This is a genomic window from Variovorax sp. OV084, from assembly GCF_900111625.1.
Taxonomy (GTDB): Bacteria; Pseudomonadota; Gammaproteobacteria; order Burkholderiales; family Burkholderiaceae_C; genus Variovorax.
In genome coordinates, this window is sequence record NZ_FOII01000001.1 from 933,341 (window position 1) to 954,823 (window position 21,483).

At 67.6% G+C, this 21,483-nt stretch carries 17 protein-coding genes; 8 read left to right on the forward strand and 9 right to left on the reverse strand.

Annotated elements, in window-relative coordinates; all coding sequences use genetic code 11:
• The first annotated feature begins 234 nt into the window (after nt 1-234).
• Nucleotides 235-1,287 (forward strand): aldo/keto reductase, encoded by a 1,053-nt coding sequence (locus BMW87_RS04520; protein ID WP_093054881.1) that lies wholly within the window; start codon nt 235-237, stop codon nt 1,285-1,287.
• Here the strand turns inward: BMW87_RS04520 and bioD are convergent.
• From bioD to BMW87_RS04550, 6 genes are all read right to left on the reverse strand, one after another.
• Nucleotides 1,270-2,013, reverse strand: coding sequence for a dethiobiotin synthase (gene bioD, locus BMW87_RS04525; protein WP_093074492.1), 744 nt, complete (start codon nt 2,011-2,013; stop codon nt 1,270-1,272). The two genes, BMW87_RS04520 and bioD, sit on opposite strands and share 18 nt — an antisense overlap.
• Complete coding sequence (bioF, locus tag BMW87_RS04530; RefSeq protein ID WP_093074494.1) at nt 2,010-3,242, reverse strand: 8-amino-7-oxononanoate synthase; 1,233 nt, start codon at nt 3,240-3,242, stop codon at nt 2,010-2,012. The genes bioD and bioF overlap by 4 nt, the downstream gene beginning before the upstream one ends.
• Entirely contained in the window at nt 3,226-4,608 is a 1,383-nt protein-coding gene (gene bioA / locus BMW87_RS04535; RefSeq protein WP_093074496.1) for an adenosylmethionine--8-amino-7-oxononanoate transaminase, read from the reverse strand. The genes bioF and bioA overlap by 17 nt, the downstream gene beginning before the upstream one ends.
• Nucleotides 4,609-4,891: 283 nt before the next feature.
• Nucleotides 4,892-5,761 (reverse strand): NmrA family NAD(P)-binding protein, encoded by an 870-nt coding sequence (locus BMW87_RS04540; RefSeq protein ID WP_093074498.1) that lies wholly within the window; start codon nt 5,759-5,761, stop codon nt 4,892-4,894.
• Between the two features lie 13 nt (nt 5,762-5,774).
• Nucleotides 5,775-6,086 carry a plasmid stabilization protein gene (locus BMW87_RS04545; protein ID WP_093074500.1) on the reverse strand — a complete coding sequence of 104 codons (312 nt, stop codon included), beginning with the start codon at nt 6,084-6,086 and terminating at the stop codon, nt 5,775-5,777.
• A gap of 103 nt (nt 6,087-6,189) precedes the next feature.
• Nucleotides 6,190-7,083: a LysR substrate-binding domain-containing protein gene (locus tag BMW87_RS04550; protein ID WP_093074502.1), complete on the reverse strand. Its 894-nt coding sequence runs from the start codon at nt 7,081-7,083 to the stop codon at nt 6,190-6,192.
• Between the two features lie 166 nt (nt 7,084-7,249).
• Between BMW87_RS04550 and BMW87_RS04555 the strand changes: the two genes are divergently transcribed.
• Genes BMW87_RS04555 through BMW87_RS04580 form a run of 6 tightly spaced genes read left to right on the forward strand, consistent with a single transcriptional unit; the run spans nt 7,250 to nt 14,333 of the window.
• Complete coding sequence (locus BMW87_RS04555; RefSeq protein WP_093074504.1) at nt 7,250-8,383, forward strand: C45 family autoproteolytic acyltransferase/hydrolase; 1,134 nt, start codon at nt 7,250-7,252, stop codon at nt 8,381-8,383.
• Between the two features lie 13 nt (nt 8,384-8,396).
• A complete protein-coding gene (locus BMW87_RS04560; protein WP_093074506.1) occupies nt 8,397-9,278 on the forward strand; it encodes an alpha/beta hydrolase family protein in 882 nt (293 codons plus the stop codon).
• Between the two features lie 15 nt (nt 9,279-9,293).
• Nucleotides 9,294-10,238: an ABC transporter permease gene (locus BMW87_RS04565; protein WP_093054864.1), complete on the forward strand. Its 945-nt coding sequence runs from the start codon at nt 9,294-9,296 to the stop codon at nt 10,236-10,238.
• Nucleotides 10,239-10,243: 5 nt separating this feature from the next.
• The gene (locus tag BMW87_RS04570) at nt 10,244-11,071 is read left to right on the forward strand and encodes an ABC transporter permease (protein ID WP_093054950.1); all 828 of its coding nucleotides are present in this window, start codon (nt 10,244-10,246) and stop codon (nt 11,069-11,071) included.
• Nucleotides 11,068-12,732 (forward strand): ABC transporter ATP-binding protein, encoded by a 1,665-nt coding sequence (locus BMW87_RS04575; RefSeq protein ID WP_093074508.1) that lies wholly within the window; start codon nt 11,068-11,070, stop codon nt 12,730-12,732. Before BMW87_RS04570 ends, BMW87_RS04575 begins: the two co-directional genes overlap by 4 nt.
• Nucleotides 12,733-12,767: 35 nt before the next feature.
• Entirely contained in the window at nt 12,768-14,333 is a 1,566-nt protein-coding gene (locus BMW87_RS04580; RefSeq protein WP_093074510.1) for an ABC transporter substrate-binding protein, read from the forward strand.
• 7 nt (nt 14,334-14,340) lie between these two features.
• Here BMW87_RS04580 and BMW87_RS04585 read toward each other — a convergent pair whose 3' ends face one another.
• From BMW87_RS04585 to BMW87_RS04595, 3 genes are read right to left on the reverse strand one after another with little or no spacing between them, the layout of a single operon-like run.
• Entirely contained in the window at nt 14,341-14,931 is a 591-nt protein-coding gene (locus tag BMW87_RS04585; RefSeq protein ID WP_093054858.1) for a DUF4304 domain-containing protein, read from the reverse strand.
• The gene (locus tag BMW87_RS04590) at nt 14,928-15,485 is read right to left on the reverse strand and encodes an alpha-ketoglutarate-dependent dioxygenase AlkB (RefSeq protein ID WP_256216659.1); all 558 of its coding nucleotides are present in this window, start codon (nt 15,483-15,485) and stop codon (nt 14,928-14,930) included. The genes BMW87_RS04585 and BMW87_RS04590 overlap by 4 nt, the downstream gene beginning before the upstream one ends.
• A gap of 46 nt (nt 15,486-15,531) precedes the next feature.
• The gene (locus BMW87_RS04595; protein WP_093074514.1) at nt 15,532-17,853 is read right to left on the reverse strand and encodes an ATP-dependent DNA helicase; all 2,322 of its coding nucleotides are present in this window, start codon (nt 17,851-17,853) and stop codon (nt 15,532-15,534) included.
• Between the two features lie 151 nt (nt 17,854-18,004).
• Between BMW87_RS04595 and BMW87_RS04600 the strand changes: the two genes are divergently transcribed.
• Nucleotides 18,005-21,481: a response regulator gene (locus BMW87_RS04600; RefSeq protein ID WP_093074516.1), complete on the forward strand. Its 3,477-nt coding sequence runs from the start codon at nt 18,005-18,007 to the stop codon at nt 21,479-21,481.
• The last annotated feature ends 2 nt before the right edge of the window (nt 21,482-21,483 follow it).

Consider the following 21,483-nt stretch of genomic DNA (forward strand, 5'->3'; position numbering starts at 1 on the left):
TTGTCGCGGTGGGAGGCCAGGGAATGGCCACCATGGAGGATTGAGCGGTTTTGTAGCTTAGCGCGCCTCCCTTGGATTCGCACCTGCCGGCGGGGAGGTCTGGAGAATCAGGCAAATACTTTGCAGGAACGCGCTCGCCACGCCGGGGGCGGCAGCCGGATACTTTTTGCAGTCGCCCGGGCTTTCCGGCCCTTTCGGCCTCCCTCGGGCGCCTCCACCGCAAAGGATTCCTCCATGCAATACCGCAAATTCGGCCGCACCGGCCTCTTCGTTTCCGAGCTGTGCCTCGGCACCATGACTTTCGGCGGCTCCTCCGGCATCTGGGGCCAGATCGGCAACCTGCAGCAATCCGAGGCCGAAGGGCTGATCGGCAAGGCCATGGACGCCGGCATCAACTTCATCGACACGGCGGACGTGTACTCCGACGGCCAGTCAGAAATCATCACCGGCCAGGCGCTGAAGAACCTCAAGGCGCCTCGCGACAGTTTCGTGCTCGCCACCAAGGTTCTGGGCGAAACCGGCAGCAAGGGTGTCAACTCGGCCGGCGCCTCGCGTTTTCACATCATGGATGGCGTGAAGGCCAGCCTGCAGCGCCTGCAGCTCGACCACATCGACCTGTACCAGATCCATGGTTTCGACCCGGCCACGCCCATCGAGGAAACCGTGCACGCGCTGGACAACCTCGTGCGCCAGGGCCACGTGCGCTATGTGGGCGTGTCGAACTGGGCGGCCTGGCAGATCGCGAAGGCGCTGGGCATCGCCGAGCGCGACCGGCTGGCGCGCTTCGAGTCGCTGCAGGCCTACTACACCATCGCCGGACGCGACCTGGAGCGCGAGCTGGCCCCGATGCTGCGTAGCGAAAACGTCGGGCTGATGGTCTGGAGCCCGCTTGCGGGTGGCCTGCTGAGCGGCAAGTTCGGCCGCAACACCGAAGCGGAAAAAGGCAGCCGCCGCACCACCTTCGATTTTCCGCCGGTGAACGTCGAACGCGCCTACGACTGCATCGACGTGATGCGCCAGCTGGCCGAGGCGCGCAAGGTGTCGGTCGCGCAGATCGCGCTGGCATGGCTGCTGCACCAGCAGGTGGTGACCAGCGTGATCATCGGCGCCAAGCGCGCCGAGCAGCTGGACGACAACATCGCCGCCACGGCCATCAAGCTCACGGCCGATGAACTCGCCACGCTGGACAAGGTAAGCGCGCTGCCGGCCGAGTACCCGGGCTGGATGCTGGAACGCCAGGGCGGCGTGCGCGGCAAGCGGCTGGTGGAATCAAACCAGCGCGGCTGAGAGCGTCTCCGACGACGCAGCGCGGCGCGCGGCATGCGCTGCCGTCGCGCGCAGTGCGCGCAGGTCGATGTGGCGGGCAGCGCTGGCCGCATCGGGGTGTTCGAGGTGCGGCACGATGCCAAGCAAGGGCGCACCGAGACGCGCGCGCAGCGTCTGCAGATTGGCCTGCGGCGCGAGCATCGATGGATCGACCATGCTCGCCACCCAGCCCGCCAGCACAAGGCCTCGCGCGCGAATCGCCTCGGCGCTCAGCAGCGCATGGTTGAGGCAGCCCAGCCGAAGGCCGACCACGAGGATCACAGGCAGGCCCAGTGCCACGGCGAGGTCGGCGCTGTCGAGGTCGTCGCCGAACGGCACGCAGAAGCCGCCCACGCCTTCGACCACCACCGCATCGGCACGCGCCGACAGTTCCGCGAAGGCCGAGAGCATCGGCTGCAGCGCGATGTGCACGCCCTCTTCCCTGGCCGCCAGGTGCGGCGACATCGGCGCACGCAGCAGGTACGGGCAGCGCAGCGCCAGCGGCGCATCGACGTTGCCGGCCGCGTGCAGCTGCTCCACGTCTTCGTTGCGCCATTCGCCATTCATGTCTTCCAGCCCCGCGGCCACCGGCTTCATGCCGACCGCGCGCAGGCCCGAGCCGGCCAGCAGGCTCAGCATGGCGCTGCTGACCAGCGTCTTGCCGATGCCCGTGTCGGTGCCGGTCACGAACCAGGCCCGGCGCGTCATGCGGCTTCCTTCAAAGGCTGCGCGAGGGCTTCGCCCAATGCATCGACCAGCCGCGCGACATCGGCTTCGCTGTGGCTGGCCGACAGCGCGATGCGCAACCGCGCCGTGCCGGCGGGCACCGTCGGCGGGCGGATCGCGCCCACACGCAGGCCGCGTGCATCGAGCTGCGCCATGACTCGCATCGCGCGTGCGTTGTCGCCGACGATCAGCGGCTGGATTGCGGTGGGTGACTCCGGCAGCCACGCGCTTCTATCTGCTGGCAGCACTTCCTTCAGGCCGCGACGCAACTGCGCGATGCGGGCCTGCAGCCGCGCACGGCGTTCCGCGCCCTCCTCGCCCTCGATCAGCGTCAGGCTCGCGAGCAGCGCATGTGCGACGGCTGGCGGCGCGGCGGTGGTGAAGATGTAGGGCCGCGCACGCTGCACCAGGTAGTCGATGACGGTACGGTGCGCCGCTACGAAAGCGCCCGACACGCCAGCCGCCTTGCCCAGCGTGCCCACCAGCACCAGTCGCTCCGAGCGCAGGCTCATTGCTTCGAGCACGCCGCGCCCCGTGTCGCCCAGCACGCCGAAGCCATGCGCGTCGTCGATCACCAGCCAGGCGTCGTGCCGCTCGGCCAGTGTGAGCAGTTCGGCAACCGGCGCGATGTGGCCGTCCATGCTGAACACGGCATCGCTCACGATGAGCTTGACCGGCGCGTCGCAAGCGGCGAGTTGCGCATCGAGCGCGGCCACGTCGCAATGTGGATAGCGCTCGACGCGCGCCTTGGCCAGCCGCGCGCCGTCGATCAGCGAGGCATGGTTGAGCGACTCCGAGAAGATGACGGCCTCGGCTCCGCCAAGTGCCGACAGCACCGCGAGGTTGGCCATGTAGCCGGTGCAGAAGAACAGGCTCTGCGCCTCGGGAATGAAGGGCGCCATCCAGCCGGCCAGCCGCTCTTCGAGCTGTGCGTGGGCGCGCGAGTGGCCGAGGATCAGGTGCGAACCGCCGCTGCCGGTGCCATACAGCGCAGCGCCTTCGGCCCACGCAGCAGCCAATGCGGGATGCGCGGCGAGGCCGAGATAGTCGTTGCTGCTGAAACCGAGCATGGTGCGTGGAGCAGTGGCGCCGGCCAGCGTCAGGGTCTGTTCGGGTGCGCAGGCGGTTTCGGCGATCTGCCTGCGGCGGCGCAGCGACTGGGCGTCGAGCGCATGGATCTCGCCCTGCAGGCGGTCAAGCAAGCGCGACATCGCGGGCTCCTTCCTTTGAACTCGTGGCCATGACGGCTTTCAGCGTGGCCAGCGTGCCGTCGACCAGCTGGTCGATCTCGCCGTCGTTGATCGCATACGGCGGCATGAGGTAGACGGTGTTGCCGATAGGCCGCATCAGCAGCCCCTGCGCACGCGCCGCCATGTGGAAGCGCTCGGCAAAGCGCGCGCCCGGCTCGCGCACGTCGAAGGCCGTGATCATTCCCCGCTGCCGCAGGTGATCGACCGGCTGGCCCTCGAGTCCGTCGTGCAGTCGCTGCAGCAGGCGCGCCGCCCGGCCGCGGTTGCGCTGCAGCGCGTCTTCGCTCTCGAACAGGTCCAGCGTGGCCACCGCCGCGCGGCAGGCCAGCGCGTTGCCGGTGTACGAATGCGAATGCAGAAAGCTGCGCGCCACGTCGTCGTCGACAAAGCCTTCGTAGATGGCGTCACGCGTCATCACCAGCGCCAGCGGCAGGTAGCCGCCGCTGATGCCCTTCGAGAGGCACAGGAAGTCAGGCCAGATACCGGCCTGCTCGCACGCGAAGAAGCTGCCGGTGCGGCCGCAGCCCACCGCTATCTCGTCGGCGATGAGGTGAACTTGGTAGCGGTCGCACAAGGCGCGCACGAGCCGCAGGTATTCGGGGTCGTGCATCGCCATGCCGGTGGCGCATTGCACCAGCGGCTCGACGATCACGGCGGCGATGGTGTCGTGCTGTTCGGCCAGCAGAGCTTCGAGTTCGGCTGCGGCGCGGCGGGCGACGGCGGCCGCGTCTTCGCCCGACTTGGCGTTGCGTGCATCAGGTGACGCAACGAGGTGCGCATTCGCGAGCAAAGGGGCGTAGGCGTCGCGGAACACCGGCACGTCGGTCACGTGCAGGGCGCCGAGCGTTTCGCCGTGGTAGCCCTGCTTCAGCGCGACGAAGCGCTGCTTGCCGCCACGGCCCGCATTGCGCCAGGCGTGGAAGCTCATCTTCAGCGCGATCTCCACCGCAGAAGCGCCATCGGAGGCATAGAAGCAATGGCCCAGCGCGTGCCCCGTCAGCGCGGACAGGCGCTCGGCCAGTTCCACAGCCGGGGCATGCGTGCAGCCCGCGAGCATCACGTGCGACAGCTTGTCGAGCTGGTCTTTCAGCGCGGCATTGAGCGCGGGGTGTGCGTGGCCAAAGAGGTTGACCCACCACGAACTGGTGGCGTCGAGGTAGCGACGGCCTTCATGGTCGAAAAGCCAGACGCCCTCGCCTCGCGCGATGGGCAATGGCGGCACTGCTTCGAGGCGAATGCTCTGTGTGCACGGATGCCAGACATGGCGCCGGCTGCGTTGCTGCAAAGCGGCATTGGGAGATGAGGAAGAAGCAGTCGTAGAAGGCACCCGCGCATTCCTTTCGTGAGGGCAAGGCGCGGGATCGTATCGATGGGTTCGCCGTGCGGCAAACCGCTGGACGGCTTGCGAAATGACGGACGAATCAGCGACGTTTGCAGGCGTAGAAGCCGCGTTCGGAGCAACGTCAACGAACAAGACGGCTTCTCGCGCCCGGGCCGCGATGGCGGGAAAACGCAAGTTGTCCGGCTGCCGCCAGAAACAGGTCACGAATGTCCGGTTTTAGCGGCTTCACGGCCTGAGCCCCGGATATCGGACAGCATATTGGCGGGTTTCAGCGGTCCGGACTCTTCTTCACCAGCGCGGAGATGTATTCGCCCAATGAAATCGCGCCGCGCTCCGGCTTGTCGGGTGGTTCGTAGTGCTGGTCCAGCGTGACGCGCGTCATGGCCGCGTACGACCTGGCGGCAGCGTCGGAAAAGCCCAGCGACCTGAACGCCTGCTCCCATTGCTCTCGCGGCGTCTCGACCACCTCCACCGGTCGCCCCAGCGCTTGCGAGAAAGCCCTCGCCACGTCGCCCGCCGAATAGTGCTCCGGCCCCTCGACGTGATGCGGCCCCGAGGACTCGGGCGGGCCCAGCATCAGCCTGGCGGCGAACTGGCCGAGATCGTGCGGCGCCACCATCGGCAACCTGAAGTCGGCGGGGTACATGCTGTGTACCTTGCCTTCCTCACGCGCGGTCTTCAGCGAGGCGTCCCAGTTGCTCATGTAGTAGGCGGCGCGAATGACGCTGAACGGCGTCGGGCCGGCGCGCAATGCTTGCTCCATGTCGTACAGCACGCCCAGGTCGCCAAGGCCCTCACCGGGCTGCGCGCCGTAGGTGGACTCGGCGACGATCTTCTCGAGCCTGCAGCCTTCGAGCGCCGTAAGAATGGCGCGCAGGCTCCTGTGCTCTTCGGCCACCGTGTCGGTCGAGGGCGCCGCCGGCGGGTTCAACACGAACAACCGATGGCCGCCCTTGAACACACGGTGCAGCGCATGCGTGTCGAATACGTCGACCACGGCCACGTGCGCGCCCTTGGTCCGCAGGGCTTCGGCCTTGTGCGCATCGCGCGTCACCACCGTCACCGGCTCGCTGCGCGCGAGCAGGTCTTGCGCCAGCACCGAGCCGACGTGGCCCGTCGCTCCCAGAATGATGTGCATCGTCGGCTCCGTGTCAGCCGCGCTTTTCGGCGTTGCGCCTGCGCGTGGCGGCGGCCTTCATCGCGGAAGCCGAGCGTGCGGCCGCTGGGCGATGCGCGGCGGCAGCGCCACCCATGCGCCCACCCTTGCGTGCCGGCGCATGGTTCTCGGCCTTGCCACGACCGGAGCCCGACTTCTTGCCGCCGCCGGTCTCGGCATTCACCGTGGCCCAGGCGCGGCGCTCGGCTTCGGCCTTGCCCACGCCGCGGTGTTCGTAGCCTTCCTCGATGTGCTCGGCCTGTCGCTTCTGCTTGTCCGTGTAGGACGACTTGTCGCCTCTTGGCATGGCATTGCTCCTGCTCGATGAGAAGCCTCCATGCTGGGCACGCGAGGCGCGCCGTGGGTCGGAGAACGCACGCGCTGCGCGTCAGCCTTGTCTGTCGTGCGTGTCAGGAGCCCGGCTTCATGCGGCGCAGGTGCGCCAGCATCTCTTCTCGGACCACGCCGGTGATGTGGCTGCGCCGCCCGTTCTCCAGCATGCCCAGCCGCCGCGCGATCGGCCGGCCGGGCAGCTGCAGCACGCATAGCGCGGGGTCGCTTTCCCAGTCGAAATTTTTCAGCAGCGGCGCCATGGTGAAGCCCACGTTCTTGCGCACGAGCTCCGCAATGGCCAGCAGCGAGTTGAGCTCCAGGAACTCTTTCGGCACCAGCTGCAGCCGCCGCAGGATGCGGTCGATGCGCGCGCCGGTCGGTGTGCGCCGGTCGAAGCGGATGAAGGGCTGGGTGGCGAACAGGCTCGCAATGCTCGTGTCGGGCGCGGCGATGCCCGAGTTGGCGATGACGGTGAGCGTCTCGTCGTAGCACGGCGTCCACAGCAGGCCCGGCACCTCGGGCCATTGCCGCTCGACGACCACGGCCGCGTCGAGCTCGCCGCTCACCACGTCCTGCATCAGCTGAGTCTGCTCACGCACGCGCAGTTCGACTTCGAGGTTCGGATGCAGCGACTTGAGCTGCGCCAGCGTGCTCGACAGCAAGCCCATGGCCGAGATCAGCGAGCCGAGCTTGATGGTGCCGGCGATCTGCCGCTGGTCTTGCAGGTCGCGCCGCATCGATTCGTATTGCGACAGCAGCTCTTCGGCGCGCGGCAGCAGCAGATGGCCCGCGGGGCTCAGCACCATGGTGCGGCCGGTCTTGTCGAACAGCGTCTTCTTCATTTCCGCTTCGAGCGCGCGCATCTGCTGGCCCACGGCAGCCTGCGTCAGCGCAACCTGGTCGGCCGCCGCGGCAAAGGAGCCGCCACGGGCGGCGGCCACGAAGGTGCGAAGAAAGCGGATGCTGCTCATGGCGTGTTGCGTGCCGCGGTGAAAGGAAAAGAATTTATTTACTAATTCTAAATAATTTTTAAATTTATTTTTTCCTGTACCTGCCAAAGAATGCGGGCCATGGTCATTGCCCTAGCGCCTTCAGGCGGCAGGCCGATGACAGGAACACCCCAGCCCCTTTCACCTCATGACCACCCCTGAATACTTTCCCCTCGTCGATGTTTCCGGCACGCCGCATGCGCGCGGCCTGCAGCACGGCCGCGCCGTGCCCGAGCGCGTGGCCGGCGGCGTGGCGCTCTACCGCGCCCAGCTCGGCCGCCGCGGCCTGGACGACGCCACCATCCGCCAACTGGCGCAGTCGATGCTGCCGCTGATCGAGGCCTACGACGCGAGCTATCTCGAGGAGATGCGCGGCATCGCCGAAGGCGCGGGCGTACCGCTCGAAGACATCGTGATGCTCAACTGCCGCACCGAGATGCTCTTCGGCTATGCCGACATGAAGCGCCCCGCCGAAGCTTCTGTCGACGCGGCACCCTCCGAAGACGGCGACTGCACCGGCCTCGTCGTGCTGCCCGCGCGCTCGGCCACCGGCCGCCTGATGCACGCCCACAACTGGGACTGGCGCCAGGAATGCGTGGACACCGGCATCGTGCTGCGCATCCGCAATGCAGGTGGCCCCGACATGCTCACCTTCACCGAAGCCGGCGCGCTGGCCCGGCACGGCTTCAACAGCAACGGCGTGTCGCTCACCGGTAATTCGCTGACCTGCCATGAAGACTTCCAGAAAGGCGCCGGCGTGCCGCTGGTGCTGCTGCGCCGACGTGTACTGGAGGCCACCAACCTCGCGCAGGCAATGAAGACCATCTGGGCCTCGAAGCGCTACTGCGCCAACAACATGATCCTGGCGCAGTCCAGCGGCGACGACGGCTCGGGCATCAGCCTGGAGACCTCGCCCGGCGAGATCTTCTGGACGCTGCCCGAAAACGACCTGCTCGTGCATGCCAACCACTGGATGTCGCCCTCGGCCGTCATCAAGCTGCGCGACCCGGGCCTGCCGCAGCGCCCTGACAGCATCTACCGCCAGCACCGCGTGGAGAACGCCCTGCGCCGCGTGGAGGGCCGCATCGACTGGACCGACGTGAAGGCCGCGCTCGCCGACGAATTCGGCAAGCCCGACGGCGTGCTGCGCACCCCGAAGCCGGCCGACTTCAGCAGCATCTCGGCCACCGTCGCCACCACGCTCATGGACGCGGCCAACCGCGTGATGTGGGTCGCGCGCAAGCCTTACGAGGCCCGCAATTTCCAGGAATACACGCTTTAATCGCCCCGCTCCCATGACCCAGAACACTTCCACCGAAGCCCCCACCGCCCTGGCCGACCAGCGCGCCCGCTCCATCTACGACCTGGGCCCCAGCACCATCTACGCCTCGCGCAGCGACCCGCGCTTTTCTTACTGCACCTACGTGCCCGAGCACATCGGCAAGCCCGGCGCGCGGCCGATGCAGCTGGTGGTGGTGATGCACGGTACCGGCCGCGGCTTCGTCAACTACCGCGAGGCCTTCAGCGGCTTCGCCAAGTGGAACGACTGCATCGTGCTGTGCCCGCTGTTCCCGGCCGGCGTGCGCGGCGACGGCAATCGCGACGGCTTCAAGCACCTGATCGAGGCCGACATCCACTACGACCGCATCCTGCTCGACATGGTGGCCGAGGTGGGCGAGAAGTTCGGCTGCGACTTCAGCCAGTTCGCGCTCTTCGGCTACTCGGGCGGCGGCCAGTTCGCCAATCGCTTCGCAATGCTGCACCCCGAGCGCCTGTGGGCCGTGTCGATAGGCGCGCCCGGCTCGGTCACGCTGATCGACCCCGAGCAAGGCTGGTGGGTGGGCACGAAAGATTTTGCCGGCCGCTTCGGCAAGCCGATGAACCTCGATGCCCTGCGCCGCGTGCCGGTCCACATGATCGCCGGCAAGGCCGACATCGAGACCTGGGAGATCACGCACCGCGAAGGCGGCAAGTACTACATGCCAGGCGCCAACGATGCCGGCCGCACCCGGCCCGAGCGGCTGGAAACGCTGCGCCGCTCCTTCCAGGCGGCGGGCGTGAAGGTCACTTTCGACCTGCTCGACAACGTGCCGCACAACGGCCTGGCCTGCGTGGGCCACGTGCAGGACTTCTTCGCCGAAGCACTGCATGCACTGCGCGAGCCGCGCGCCACGTAACAAGGAAGACGGCCCATGTTCCGTTTCGCAGCGTCCCGCATCGCCATGGCGATCCCCACACTGCTCATCGTGGCGGTGTCGGTGTTCGTGCTGATACGGCTGATTCCCGGGGACCCCGCGCAGTTGCTGCTGGGCGACCTCGCCACGCCGGCCAGCCTGGCCGAGTTGCGTGCCCGCCTCGGGCTCGACCGCTCGCTGCCGGCGCAGTTCGGCATCTGGTTCGGCCACGTGCTGCAGGGCGACCTGGGCACCTCGATCAACAGCGGGCAGGACGTGCTCTCGCTGGTGACCGACCGCTTTCTCATCAGCGGCCGCATCGTGCTGGTGGCCGTGGCGCTGGCCGCGATGGTGGCGGTGCCCGCCGGCATGATCGCCGCGTGGAAGCAGAACCGCGCACCCGACCTGCTGCTGGTCGGCACGGCCACGCTGCTGGTGTCCATTCCGACCTTCTGGCTGGGCCTGCTGTTGCTGCTGCTGTTCGGCCTGAAGCTGGGCTGGCTGCCGGTGGTGGGCTACGTGGGCATCGCCGAAGACTGGAAGAACGGCCTGCTCTACCTGGTGCTGCCGGTGCTCACGCTGTTCCTGCACGAGATCGGCGTGCTGATGCGCATGGCGCGCGCCAGTACGCTCGAAGTGCTGCGGCTGGACTACATCACGCATGCGCGGGCCAAGGGCCTGTCGGAGCGCGCGGTGTTGATGCGCCATGCCTTCAAGAACGCTTTCGGGCCAACGTGGACGCTCATCGGCCTGGTGCTGGGCAACCTGCTCGGCGGCATCGCGGTGGTGGAAACGGTGTTCACCATTCCCGGGCTGGGCCGGCTGCTGGTCGATGCGATCTTCGCGCGCGACTACCCGGTGATACAGGGCTGCCTGCTGTTCGTGGCGGTTATCTACGTGGTGGTGAACCTCGTCATCGACCTTTGCTACCCCTTCTTCGACCCGAGAGTCGCCGTCGAATGAGCACGATGAAACGCAAGAAGCGCATTCCCCTCAACGCCTTGATCGGCATCGTCATCGTCGGTTTGATCGCGGCCGCGGCGCTCGTCAGCCTCGTGTGGACGCCGCACGATCCGCTGCGCATCAACTTCGGCTCGCGCCTGAAGCTGCCGGGCGGCGCCTTCCTGCTGGGCACCGACGAATTCGGCCGCGACGAGCTCTCCCGCCTCATGGCCGGGGCCGCCACCAGCGTGTGGATTGCAGTGCTGACTGTCGGCTTCTCGATCGTGGTGGGCAGCATCGTCGGCGTGCTGACGGGCTTCCTGCGCGGCTGGACCGACCGCATCGTGATGGCCTTCAACAACGCACTGCTGGCCTTCCCCGGCCTGCTGCTGGCGCTGGGCCTGCTCGCGGTGGTGGGTGCGAACCAGTACGGCATCATCCTGGCGCTCGGGCTGGCCTACACGCCGTCGGTGACGCGCATCGTGCGCGGCACGGTGCTGTCGCTGCGCGAAAAGGAATTCATCGAATCCTCGCGCGTGCTGGGCAACTCCGAGCTCTACACCATGGTGCGCCACGTGCTGCCCAACTGCACCGCGCCGCTGACGGTGCTGGCCACTTCGATGTTCGGCTGGGTCATATTGGCCGAGAGCGCGCTATCGTTCCTTGGCCTCGGCGTGCCGCCGCCGGCGCCCACCTGGGGCAACATGCTCGCCTCGGCCCGCCCGTTCATGGCGCAGGCCAGCTACCTCTCGATTCTTCCGGGCCTGTGCATCGCACTGACGCTGCTGGGCATCAACCTGCTGGGCGACGCGGTGCGCGACTGGCTCGATCCGCGCATGAAGGGCGTGCAATGACGACCACAACAAACGGCCCGCTGGTCAGCGTGGAAGGGCTGACGCTCGCCGTCGGCATCGGCGGGCGCGAGATCGTGCGCAACGTGTCCTTCGACATCGCCCCGGGCGAGATGGTCGGCATCGTGGGCGAATCGGGCAGCGGCAAGACGCAGGCGGCGCGCGCCATCATGGGCCTCACGCCCCCGCCACTGGTGCGCACCGCCGGGCGCATCCTGTTCGAGGGCGAAGACCTGGCGCTGGCCAAGCCGGCGCGGCTGCGCGAGCTGCGTGGAGCGCGCGTGGGCATGGTGTTCCAGGAGCCGATGACTTCGCTGAACCCGTCGATGACTATCGGCAAGCAGCTCGGCGAGGCGCTGGCGCTGCACCGGCGCGAGCTGCCTGCGGCCGCGCGACAGGCGCGCATTCTCGACATGCTGGCGCGCGTCGGCATCCGCGACCCCAAGGGCGCCCTCGATGCATGGCCGCACGAGTTCTCGGGCGGCATGCGCCAGCGGATGATGCTGGCCTCGGTGATGCTGCTGGAGCCCGCGCTGCTGATTGCCGATGAGCCGACCACCGCGCTCGACGCCGTGGTGCAGCGCGACGTACTGGAACTCATGGTGGGCCTTACGCGCGAGCACAACACGGCCGTGCTGATGATCAGCCACGACCTGCCGATGGTGGCGCGCTTCACGCAGCGCATGGTCGTGATGCGGCACGGCGAGGTGAAGGAAACCGGCCGCACCGACGACATGCTCGAACAGCCGAAGCACGAATACACGCGCGAGCTGCTGCAGGCCATGCCGCGCCGCCTGCCCGCGCGGCAGGTGGCCGACGAGGCTCCGGTCGTCGAAGTGCGCAACCTAGTGGTCGACTACGCGGGCCACCGCCGCCTGTTCACCAAGGCTGTACCCAAGCGCGCGCTGCACGGCATCGACCTGGTGGTGCGCCCGCGCGAGGTGGTTGCGGTGGTCGGCGACTCGGGCTCGGGCAAGACCACGCTGGGCCGCACCATCGCCGGGCTGCTCAAGCCCAGCGGCGGCGAAATCCTGTTCCGCGGCCGGCCCATCCTGCGCTCCGATGCGGGGTGGTCCGACTACCGGCTGCAGTGCCAGATGGTCTTCCAGGACCCGTATGCCTCGCTCGATCCGCGCATGACCATCGACCAGCTGGTGGGCGAAGGGCTGCGGCTCATCAAGGGCATGTCAGCGGCCGACAAGGCGCGCCGCGTGCAGGAGGTGCTAGACGAGGTCGGGCTCGGCGCGTCCTTCGCGTCGCGGTATGCGCACGAGCTCTCGGGCGGCCAGCGCCAGCGCGTGGCGATCGCGCGCGCCATCGTGCGCCGGCCGGCTTTCGTGATTGCCGACGAACCGGTGTCGGCACTCGACGTGACGGTGCGCGCGCAGGTGCTGGAGCTGTTCGCCGAGCTGCAGAAGCGCCACGGCTTCTCGTGTCTTTTCATCAGCCACGACCTCGGCGTGGTCGAGCAGGTCGCCGACCGCGTGATCGTGATGCAGGACGGCCGCATCGTCGAACAAGGCCCGCGCGATGCAGTGTTCGACGCGCCGCAACAGGACTACACGCGCAAGCTGCTGTCGGCCATTCCGGCGCTGGAGCCGACCGCCGGCGGCGGTGTGCGGCTGCGCTGGCGCTTCGGTGCCGAAACGCCGGCCTTCGCCTGATTTTTCTTTTTGCAATCGCACCGCAGGAGTCCTTCATGCACCGCTTCACTTTCCGCCACGCTGCCATCGCCGCTGCTTGCCTGGCTGCCTCGGGCGCCTTTGCCCAGACCACCGTCACGGTGGCCCAGCCCGCGGACATCCGCTCCACCAACCCCGGCGTGAACCGCGACAACACCACCGACGGCGTGGTACTGAACATCGTCGAAGGGCTGGTCGGCTACCGCATGGACGGCAGCGTGGGCCCGCTGCTGGCGCAGTCGGTCGACGTGTCGAAAGACGGCCTGACCTACACCTTCAAGCTGCGCAAGGGCGTGAAGTTCCACAACGACGCACCAATGACCTCGGCCGATGTCGCGTGGAACTGGAAGCGCTACATGGACCCGAAGACCGACTGGCGCTGCACCAGCGAGTACGACGGCCGCAACGGCCTGAAGGTGGTCGAGACCGCCACGCCCGACGACAGCACCTTCGTCATGAAGATCAACAAGCCCTCGGCCGTGTTCCTCGACACGCTCGCGCGCACCGACTGCGGCATGACGGCCATCCTGCACAAGAGCTCGGTGAAGGCCGACGGCAGCTGGGACAAGCCCGTGGGCACCGGCCCCTTCAAGTTCGGCGAGTGGAAGCGCGGCGAATACGTCACTGTGACGGCCTTCAAGGGCTACACCTCGCCGGCCGGCGCCACCAAATCCGACGGCTACACCGGCCTGAAGGCGCCGCTGGTGGACACGGTGAAGTTCCTCGTTGTGCCCGACGCGGCCACCGCGGCCGCTGGCCTGAAGTCGGGCGCCATAGATGCGGGCCAGATCACGTCGAGCGATGCGCAGGAGCTGAAGAACGATCGCAACCTTACGGTGCAGGCACCACCCGAGGCCATCAAGAACGTGCTGCTGATCCAGACGCGCGACCCGCAGTTGAAGAACCAGAAACTGCGCCAGGCCATCGCGGCCTCGCTCGACATCGAGCAGATCGTGGCGGCCGCCTCCGAAGGGCTTGGCTCGGTCAACAACTCCGCGATCCACAAGGGCTCGGCCTTCTACAGCGCCGCGCAGAAAAAGGGCTGGCCCTACGACCCGGCGCAGGCCGCCAAGCTGCTGCGCGAAGCCGGCTACAAGGGCGAGAAGATCACCATCCAGACCAACAAGCGCGCCCATGTGCCCAGCTATACGGTGGCGGTGCTGGCGCAGGCCATGATGCAGGCGGTGGGCATCAACGCGCAGATCGAGGTGCTCGAATGGGCCACGCAACTCGACCGCTACAACAGCGGCAACTACCAGATGAGCTCGTTCAGCTACTCCTCCCGCCTCGACCCGGCGCTGAGCTACGAACAGTTCTCGGGCCCGAAGGACAAGCAGGCGCGCAAGGTGTGGGAAGACCCGCAGGCGCTGAAGCTGATCGACGACAGCTTCGCCGAGTCTGACCCGAAGAAGCGCCAGGCCCTGTTCGACCAGATCCATGCGCTGATGATCCAGCAGGTGCCGATGGTGATGCTGTTCAACGGCCTCGACGCTTGGGCGGTGCGCAAGCGCATCAGCGGGTTTGCGGTGTGGGAAGGCAAGCCGCGCATGTGGGGCGTTTCAGCTGCTGCTGCGCGCAGCTAGCCGAGCGCTAGGCCGTCAGGACCTTCGCGAGGTCCGCCTTCAAGGACGTGGCCCGCTCCGGCGCGCGCGCCAGCCCGGCATCGACCAGGGCCTGCGCTCGTGCTCGATCGCCCAGGTGCACTGCGATCCGTGCGAGATGCAAAGCCGTTCGCGCGTGGATCTGGTTCGGGTCGGTCTCGCGCAGCATCTGCTCGAAGCTTTGCGGGTAGCTGCCATGCCGTGCAAAGAAAGCGCGCCCCGGGCCCGCCCATTCGCTCACGATGAACTCGACGTTCTCTTCCGCCTGCTCTTTCGTCGCGCCATAGGCCCATCCGAAAGCGGCGCCGGGCGGCGGCTCCATCCGGTCGCGAAAGACGCAATGCGATTCCTCCAGCGCGTCGGGCGCCACCTGGGCACCGCCTTCGGTCGGCAGGAAGTCGAGATGCGCGCCGAGGTTCAGGTAGCACGCCTTCCCCCCACTCGCGCCCTGCACGTTGAACACATGGATCAGCGGCCCATCGATGCGCCGCAGCGTCTGGCCCGAACCCTCGAAGCCTTCGGCCTTCAGGACAGGAAAGAGTTTTTGCGTGAGCAGCTTGAGGAAGGTGGTGCGGTTCATGGGGCGCGAATTCTCCGTGTGCGCAAGGTGATGGAATAGCGCAAGGCCTCGGTCGGTGCGATGGCATGTTGCCATGCCCAGCGCGCCGGGCCGCGCAGCAGGTACACGGAGCGCGGCTCGATCAGGAATTCGAGCGTGGCGGGGCCTGAGGCCGGTGTGCCGGGCACGTAGGGCCGGAACTGCATCACCGCGTCGCTGCGCAGCGAAACGCCGATGATGTCCTCGAAGTCCGGCACGTCGCGATGCCAGCCCAGCGGCGTGCCGGGACGGTACTCGGCAATCAGCATGTGAGTGAGCTCTTCGGGCGCGAAGCCGGCCCACGCGGCCGCCTTCGCGCGCAGCGGATGCAGCGCTTCGGGCAGCGGCGCGCCGGGCTTGAGGCGGTTGTTCTCGAAGTCGTAGCTGCCCCCGAAACTGGTGCCGCGCCGCCGTGCCGTGTATTCCTTGTAGCGCATCTCCTTGAGCGGCAGGCCCTGCACGATGTGCAGCAGGTCGGCTTCTTCCTCGGCGGACAGGAAGTCGCGCTCGTAGCGCAGGCCTTCGATAGCGGCCACGGGCGCTTCACCGAACAGGTCCGGCTGACCTGCGTGTTCGATGCGTCTAGCGGAGCGCATCTTCGTTGCCCCCGGCCAGTTGCACATGCCACCAGCGCGGCAGCAGTTCGCGGATCTCGGCGCGCGCGAAGCGGTCGTCGAGCAGGTGCAGCACGCCGCGGTCTTCCTCGGTGCGGATCACGCGGCCGGCCGCCTGCACCACCTTCTGCAGGCCGGGGTAGAGATAGGTGTACTCGTAGCCCTTGCCGAAGCGCGTCTGCATGCGCTCGCGCGTGATCTCGTTGAGTTCGTTGTATTGCGGCAGGCCCAGGCTGGCGACGAAGGCGCCGATCAGCCGGCTGCCCGGCAGGTCGATGCCCTCGCCGAACGCGCCGCCGAGCACCGCGAAGCCGATGCCCTGCCCGCCCTCCTCGAATCGTGCGATGAAGCCGTGGCGGTCGGCCTCGCGCATGCCGCGCGTCTGCGTCCACACGGGTACGCCGGGGTGTCGCTGCGAGAACGCAGCGCAGGCTTTTTCGAGGTAGTCGAAGCTGCTGAAGAAGGCCAGGTAGTTGCCCGGCAGGCGCTCGAACTGCGCGCCGATGATGTCGGCCACGTTGCGCAGCGACCCCGCGCGGTCGCGAAAGCGCGTCGACACATGCATCGCCACTTCGACGCGCAATTGATGGCTGTCGAAGGGCGAGGCCACATCGAGCAGCGCGGTGTCTTCCGGCAGCCCCAGCGCATCGCGATAGAACTCGAAAGGCGACAGCGTGCCCGAGAAGCACGTGACCGACACCGCATCGCCGAAGCGCGCTTCGAGGAACGGCGCAGGCACGAGATTGCGAATGGCCAGGCTCCGATCCTGCTGCGTGGCCCCTAGCGTGCGCTCGAACACCGAGTGGTCACCGAAGGCCTCGGCCAGCCGGGCGAAGTGCAGTGCGTCGAAGAAGAAGCGCTGCAGCGGCCCCTGCGAGGCATCGGGCGTGGCCGCGAAATACTCGGCCATGGCGGTGTTGGATGCCTGCAGGGTTCGCAGGAAACGTTCCGGAATTTCGTCGGCGGTTTCGTAGTCGGCCACCTGCGACTGCTGCACCGTATCCCATTCGCGGAACAGCCGGGCCAGCGGGCCGCGCAATGCGGCGGGCGCCACGCGATGCGCCTCTTCGAGCGCCGCGCCTTCGAGTTGCGCGGTGTACATGCCGCGCGAGCGCTCCAGCAGGTTGTGGGCCTCGTCCACCAGCACGGCCACGCGCCAGTCGGCGTCGCGCATGGTGGCGTAGAGGAAGGCGCTGCTGTCGAAGTAGTAGTTGTAGTCGCCGACGATGGCATCGGCCCAGTGCGCCATTTCCTGCGCGAGGAAATAGGGACACACCTCGTGCGCAAGCGCGATGTTGCGCAGCGCTTCGCGGTCGAGCCACGCCACCTGCGCGGCCTGCTCGCGCGCGGCGGGCAGGCGGTCGTAGAAGCCCCTGGCGAGCGGGCAGGCGTCGCCGTGACAGGCGCGGTCGGGGTATTCGCAGACCTTCTCGCGGGCCGCGAGTTCGAGCACGCGCAGGCGACCCTGTCCCCTGCCCTTGTCGAGCACGCGAAGCGCGTCGAGCGCCACCGGCCGGCCGGAGGTCTTGGCGGTGAGGAAGAAAAGCTTGTCGATCTTGCGTGCCGCGCGGGCCTTGAGCAGCGGGAAGATGGTGGCCAGCGTCTTGCCGATGCCGGTGGGCGCCTGCGTCATCAGGCAACGGCCGCCCACGGCTGCGCGGTAGACGGCTTCGGCCAGTTCGCGCTGGCCGGTGCGAAAGGCGCGGTGCGGAAACTCGAGCTGGCCTAGCGTGGCGGCGAGCGCAGCGCGGTGGCCGGCTTCGCTGTGCGCCCAGGCGCTGTAGCGGCCACACAGCTGCTCGAAGTGCTCCCGCAGCGCTTCGCGGGTGTGGTGCTCTTCGAGCACGGTTTCGTCGCCGGTGGCCAGGTCGAGGTACACCAGCGCCACGGTCATCTCTTCGTGGCCGTTGAGTTCGCACAGCATCCAGCCGTAGGTGCGGGCCTGCGCCCAGTGCAGTGCGCGGTGGTTGCCGCGGATGGCGTCGAAATCGCCGCGGAAGGTCTTGATTTCTTCGACGCGGGATGCGCGGGCCTCGTAGCCGTCGGCCCGGCCGCGCACGCGGACCGCGCCGCAGGTGGCTTCGAGCCCGACCTCGCAGGCGTAGTGCTCGGGATCACGCCGGTGCTGCACCATCGCGTGCCCGGCCATGCCTTCGAGCGCGCTGGGTGCGGGCACGAAGCGCAGGTCGAGGTCGCCCGCCTTCGCGCCGAAAGCGCACAGGGCCTTGACGGAAACTACATGCGCGATCATGGAGGCCGCATCCTGCGGGTTGGAGGGTTCGGAGCCCATCTGGGAATGCTGTATGAATTTACAGTATAGCCACGCCAATACGCCGCTTGCGGTTTCCCTATCCGCATCAAGACCGTGACGGGGCCTTCTCCGACAGGGCGTCTTCGATTTATCGACAAAACTTGACAAGTTTTGCCTACAACTGCGACCGATGAACACTCCCACCGCGATCGACCCTGACGACTTCGAGCGCCTGCTCAGCCGGAACATCAAGCTGCCCCTGATCGGCGGTGTGTTCGGTGCCGTGGTGTTCGTGGGGTTGATCCTGTTCCTGCTCAACACCATCGGCTGGGTCGAGCACACCGACCGTGTCACCCGCGCCGCCAGCGAGTTGCAGCGCCGCACCATCGACATGGAAACCGGCGTGCGCGGCTTCCTGATCACCGGTGAGCGGAGCTTTCTGGAGCCCTATCAAAGCGCCCTGACCCGCCTCAAGGGCGATACCGTCGGGCTGCGCAACCTTGTGTCGGACAACCCCCAGCAGGTGGAGCGCATCGATCGCCTCGCCACGCTGCAGACAGCCTGGCTCGAATTTGCCAACGGCATGATTGCCGCGCGCGACGCCAGCAGCGGCACGCAAACCGCCATGCGCCTCGGCGACGAAAAGCGGCTGATGGACGACATGCGCGCCGAGTTCACCGCCTTCATGGAGACCGAGCAGGCCCTGCGCTTCCAGCGCAACAACGCGGCCAACAGCACTGCCTGGTGGGTCGTCGGGCTGTTCCTGCTGTTCACCTTGAGCTTCACCGGGTTGATGGCCTACTTCGGGCGGCGCCAGCTGGTGCTGCTGTCCGACAGCTACGACGTGGTGCTGAAGGAACAAGCTGCGCACGCCGAACGGCTCGCTCACGAGGCCTGGTTGCGCAACGCGCAGACCGGGCTGGTGGGCGAGCTGGTCGGCGAACTCAGCGCGCCGGACATGGGCCGCAAGGTGCTCGCGTTCTTCTCGCGCTACCTGGGCGCCTCGGTTGGCGCCATGTACGTGCGTGAGCGCCATGGCCCGCTGCGCCGGGCGGCGAGCTACGGCTTTTCGAGCGCGGCCGAGGCCACGCCGCAGGTTTTCTCCCCTACCGAAAGCCTGGTGGGCCAGGCGGCTGCCGAGCGCCGGCGCATGCTGATCGACCCGGTCGATGCCGACTACCTGAAGGTCAACTCGGGCCTTGGCGAGATGGCGCCCAAGGCCGTGCTGCTGGTACCCGTTGCAAGCAGCGGCATGGTCAACGGCGTGGTCGAGCTTGGCCTGCCAGGCGCGCTGGACGACCGCGGCAGCCAGTTGATCGACCTGGTGGCCGACGACATCGGCACCTCGCTGGCGGCGGCTCGCTACCGCGAGCAGCTGCAGGAGGTGCTCGGCGAAACCCAGCAGCTCAACGAGGAACTGCAGGTGCAGCAGGAAGAGCTGCGCACCGCCAATGAAGAACTGGAAGAACAGTCGCGCGCCCTGCGCGCCTCGCAGGCCATGCTGGAGAACCAGCAGGCCGAACTGGAGCAGACCAACAGCCAGCTCTCCGAACGCACCGAGGCACTGGACCAGCGCAACACCGCGCTGCGCCGCGTGCAGCGCGACCTCGAAGACCGCGCCGACGAACTGCAGCGCGCAAGCCGCTACAAGTCGGAATTTCTCGCCAACATGTCGCACGAGCTGCGCACGCCGCTCAACAGCGCGCTCATCCTCGCCAAGCTGCTGGGCGACAACCCGCAGGGCAATCTCTCCCCGGAGCAGGTGAAGTTCGCGGAGTCGATCTACTCGTCGGGCAACGATCTGCTGGTGCTGATCAACGACATCCTCGACATCGCGAAGGTCGAGGCCGGCAAGCTCGAAGTGGTGCCCGAAGACGTCACGCTCGCCAAGCTGGGCCGCAGCCTGGAGAGCACGTTCAGTCCGCTTGCGATGCAGAAGAACCTGAGCTTCAAGCTCGAAGTGCGGCCCGATGCACCGGCCTCGCTGGTCACCGACCGGCAGCGGGTCGAGCAGATCCTGAAGAACCTGCTGTCGAACGCGATCAAGTTCACCGAGCGCGGCGAAGTGGCGCTGACGGTCTCGCCGGCCGCTGATGGCGGCGCCACCTTCGCGGTGTCCGACTCGGGCATCGGCATCGATCCGCAGCAGCACGAGCTGATCTTCGAAGCCTTCCGCCAGGCCGACGGCACGACCAGCCGACGTTACGGCGGCACCGGGCTGGGCCTGTCGATCTCGCGCGACCTCACGCAGCTGCTGGGCGGCACGCTCACGGTGCAGAGCGAGCCGGGCCAGGGCAGCACCTTCGTCCTGCAACTTCCGGCAAAGGCACCACAGGCTTCGCCGGCAGCGCTTCAGCCATCGGCGGTCTACACGCCCCGGCCCGCGCAGGCGCCATCCGTAGCCTCGCTGGCGCCGAAGCCCCCTGCCCCGGTGCCCGCACCGCAGTTCGCCGACGACCGCTCCATCCCGCGCGACCAGGTGCGCCGCGTGCTCGTGATCGAGGACGAGCCGCAGTTCGCGCACATCCTCTACGACCTGGCGCACGAGCTGGGCTACCGCTGCCTGGTGGCGCACGGCGCGGCCGATGGCTTCGAACTGGCCACGCAGTTCCTGCCCGACGCGATCCTGCTCGACATGCGCCTGCCCGACAGCACCGGCCTCGACGTGCTGCAGCGGCTGAAGGATTCGCCGCACACGCGCCACATTCCGATCCACGTGGTGTCCGCCGCCGAAGGCGTACAGGGTGCGGCGCTGCAGATGGGCGCAATCGGCTATGCGCTGAAGCCGGCCACGCGCGACGAGCTGATGAAGGTGTTCGGCCGGCTGGAGGAAAAGCTCACGCAGAAGGTCAAGGTCGTGCTGCTGGTGGAAGACGACGAGCTGCAGCGCGAGAGCGTCATCAGGCTGATCGGCGACGACGACATCGAGATCGTTGCCGTCGGCTCCGGCGAAGAAGCGCTGGAGCTGCTGCGCACCCGCGTGTTCGACTGCATGATCACCGACCTGAAGCTGCCCGACATGCAGGGCAGCGAGCTGCTCAAGGCCATGGCGGCGGAAGAAATCGTGTCGTTCCCGCCGGTCATCGTCTACACCGGGCGCAACCTCACGCGCGACGAAGAAGCCGAGCTGCAGCGCTACTCGCGCTCGATCATCATCAAGGGCGCGCGCTCGCCCGAACGCCTGCTCGACGAAGTGACGCTGTTCCTGCACAAGGTGGAGGCCGAGCTTTCGAGCGAGCGCCGGGGCATGCTGAAGACGGCGCGCGGACGCGACCGCATCTTCGAGGGCCGCACCATCCTGCTGGTGGACGACGACGTGCGCAACATCTTCGCGCTGACCAGCGCGCTGGAGCAGCGCGGCGCCATCGTGGAGATCGGCCGCAACGGCCGCGAGGCGCTGGAGCGGCTCGACCAGGTGAGCGAGATCGACCTCGTGCTGATGGACGTGATGATGCCGGAGATGGATGGCCTGGAAGCCACGCGCCGCCTGCGCGGCGACCCGCGCTTCGAGAAGATGCCAGTAATCGCCATCACCGCCAAGGCCACCAAGGACGACCGCGAGCAATGCCTTGCCGCCGGCGCCAACGACTACCTTGCCAAGCCTGTGGACCTGGAGCGCCTGTTCTCGCTGCTGCGGGTGTGGATGCCGAAGATGGAGCGCCTGTGACA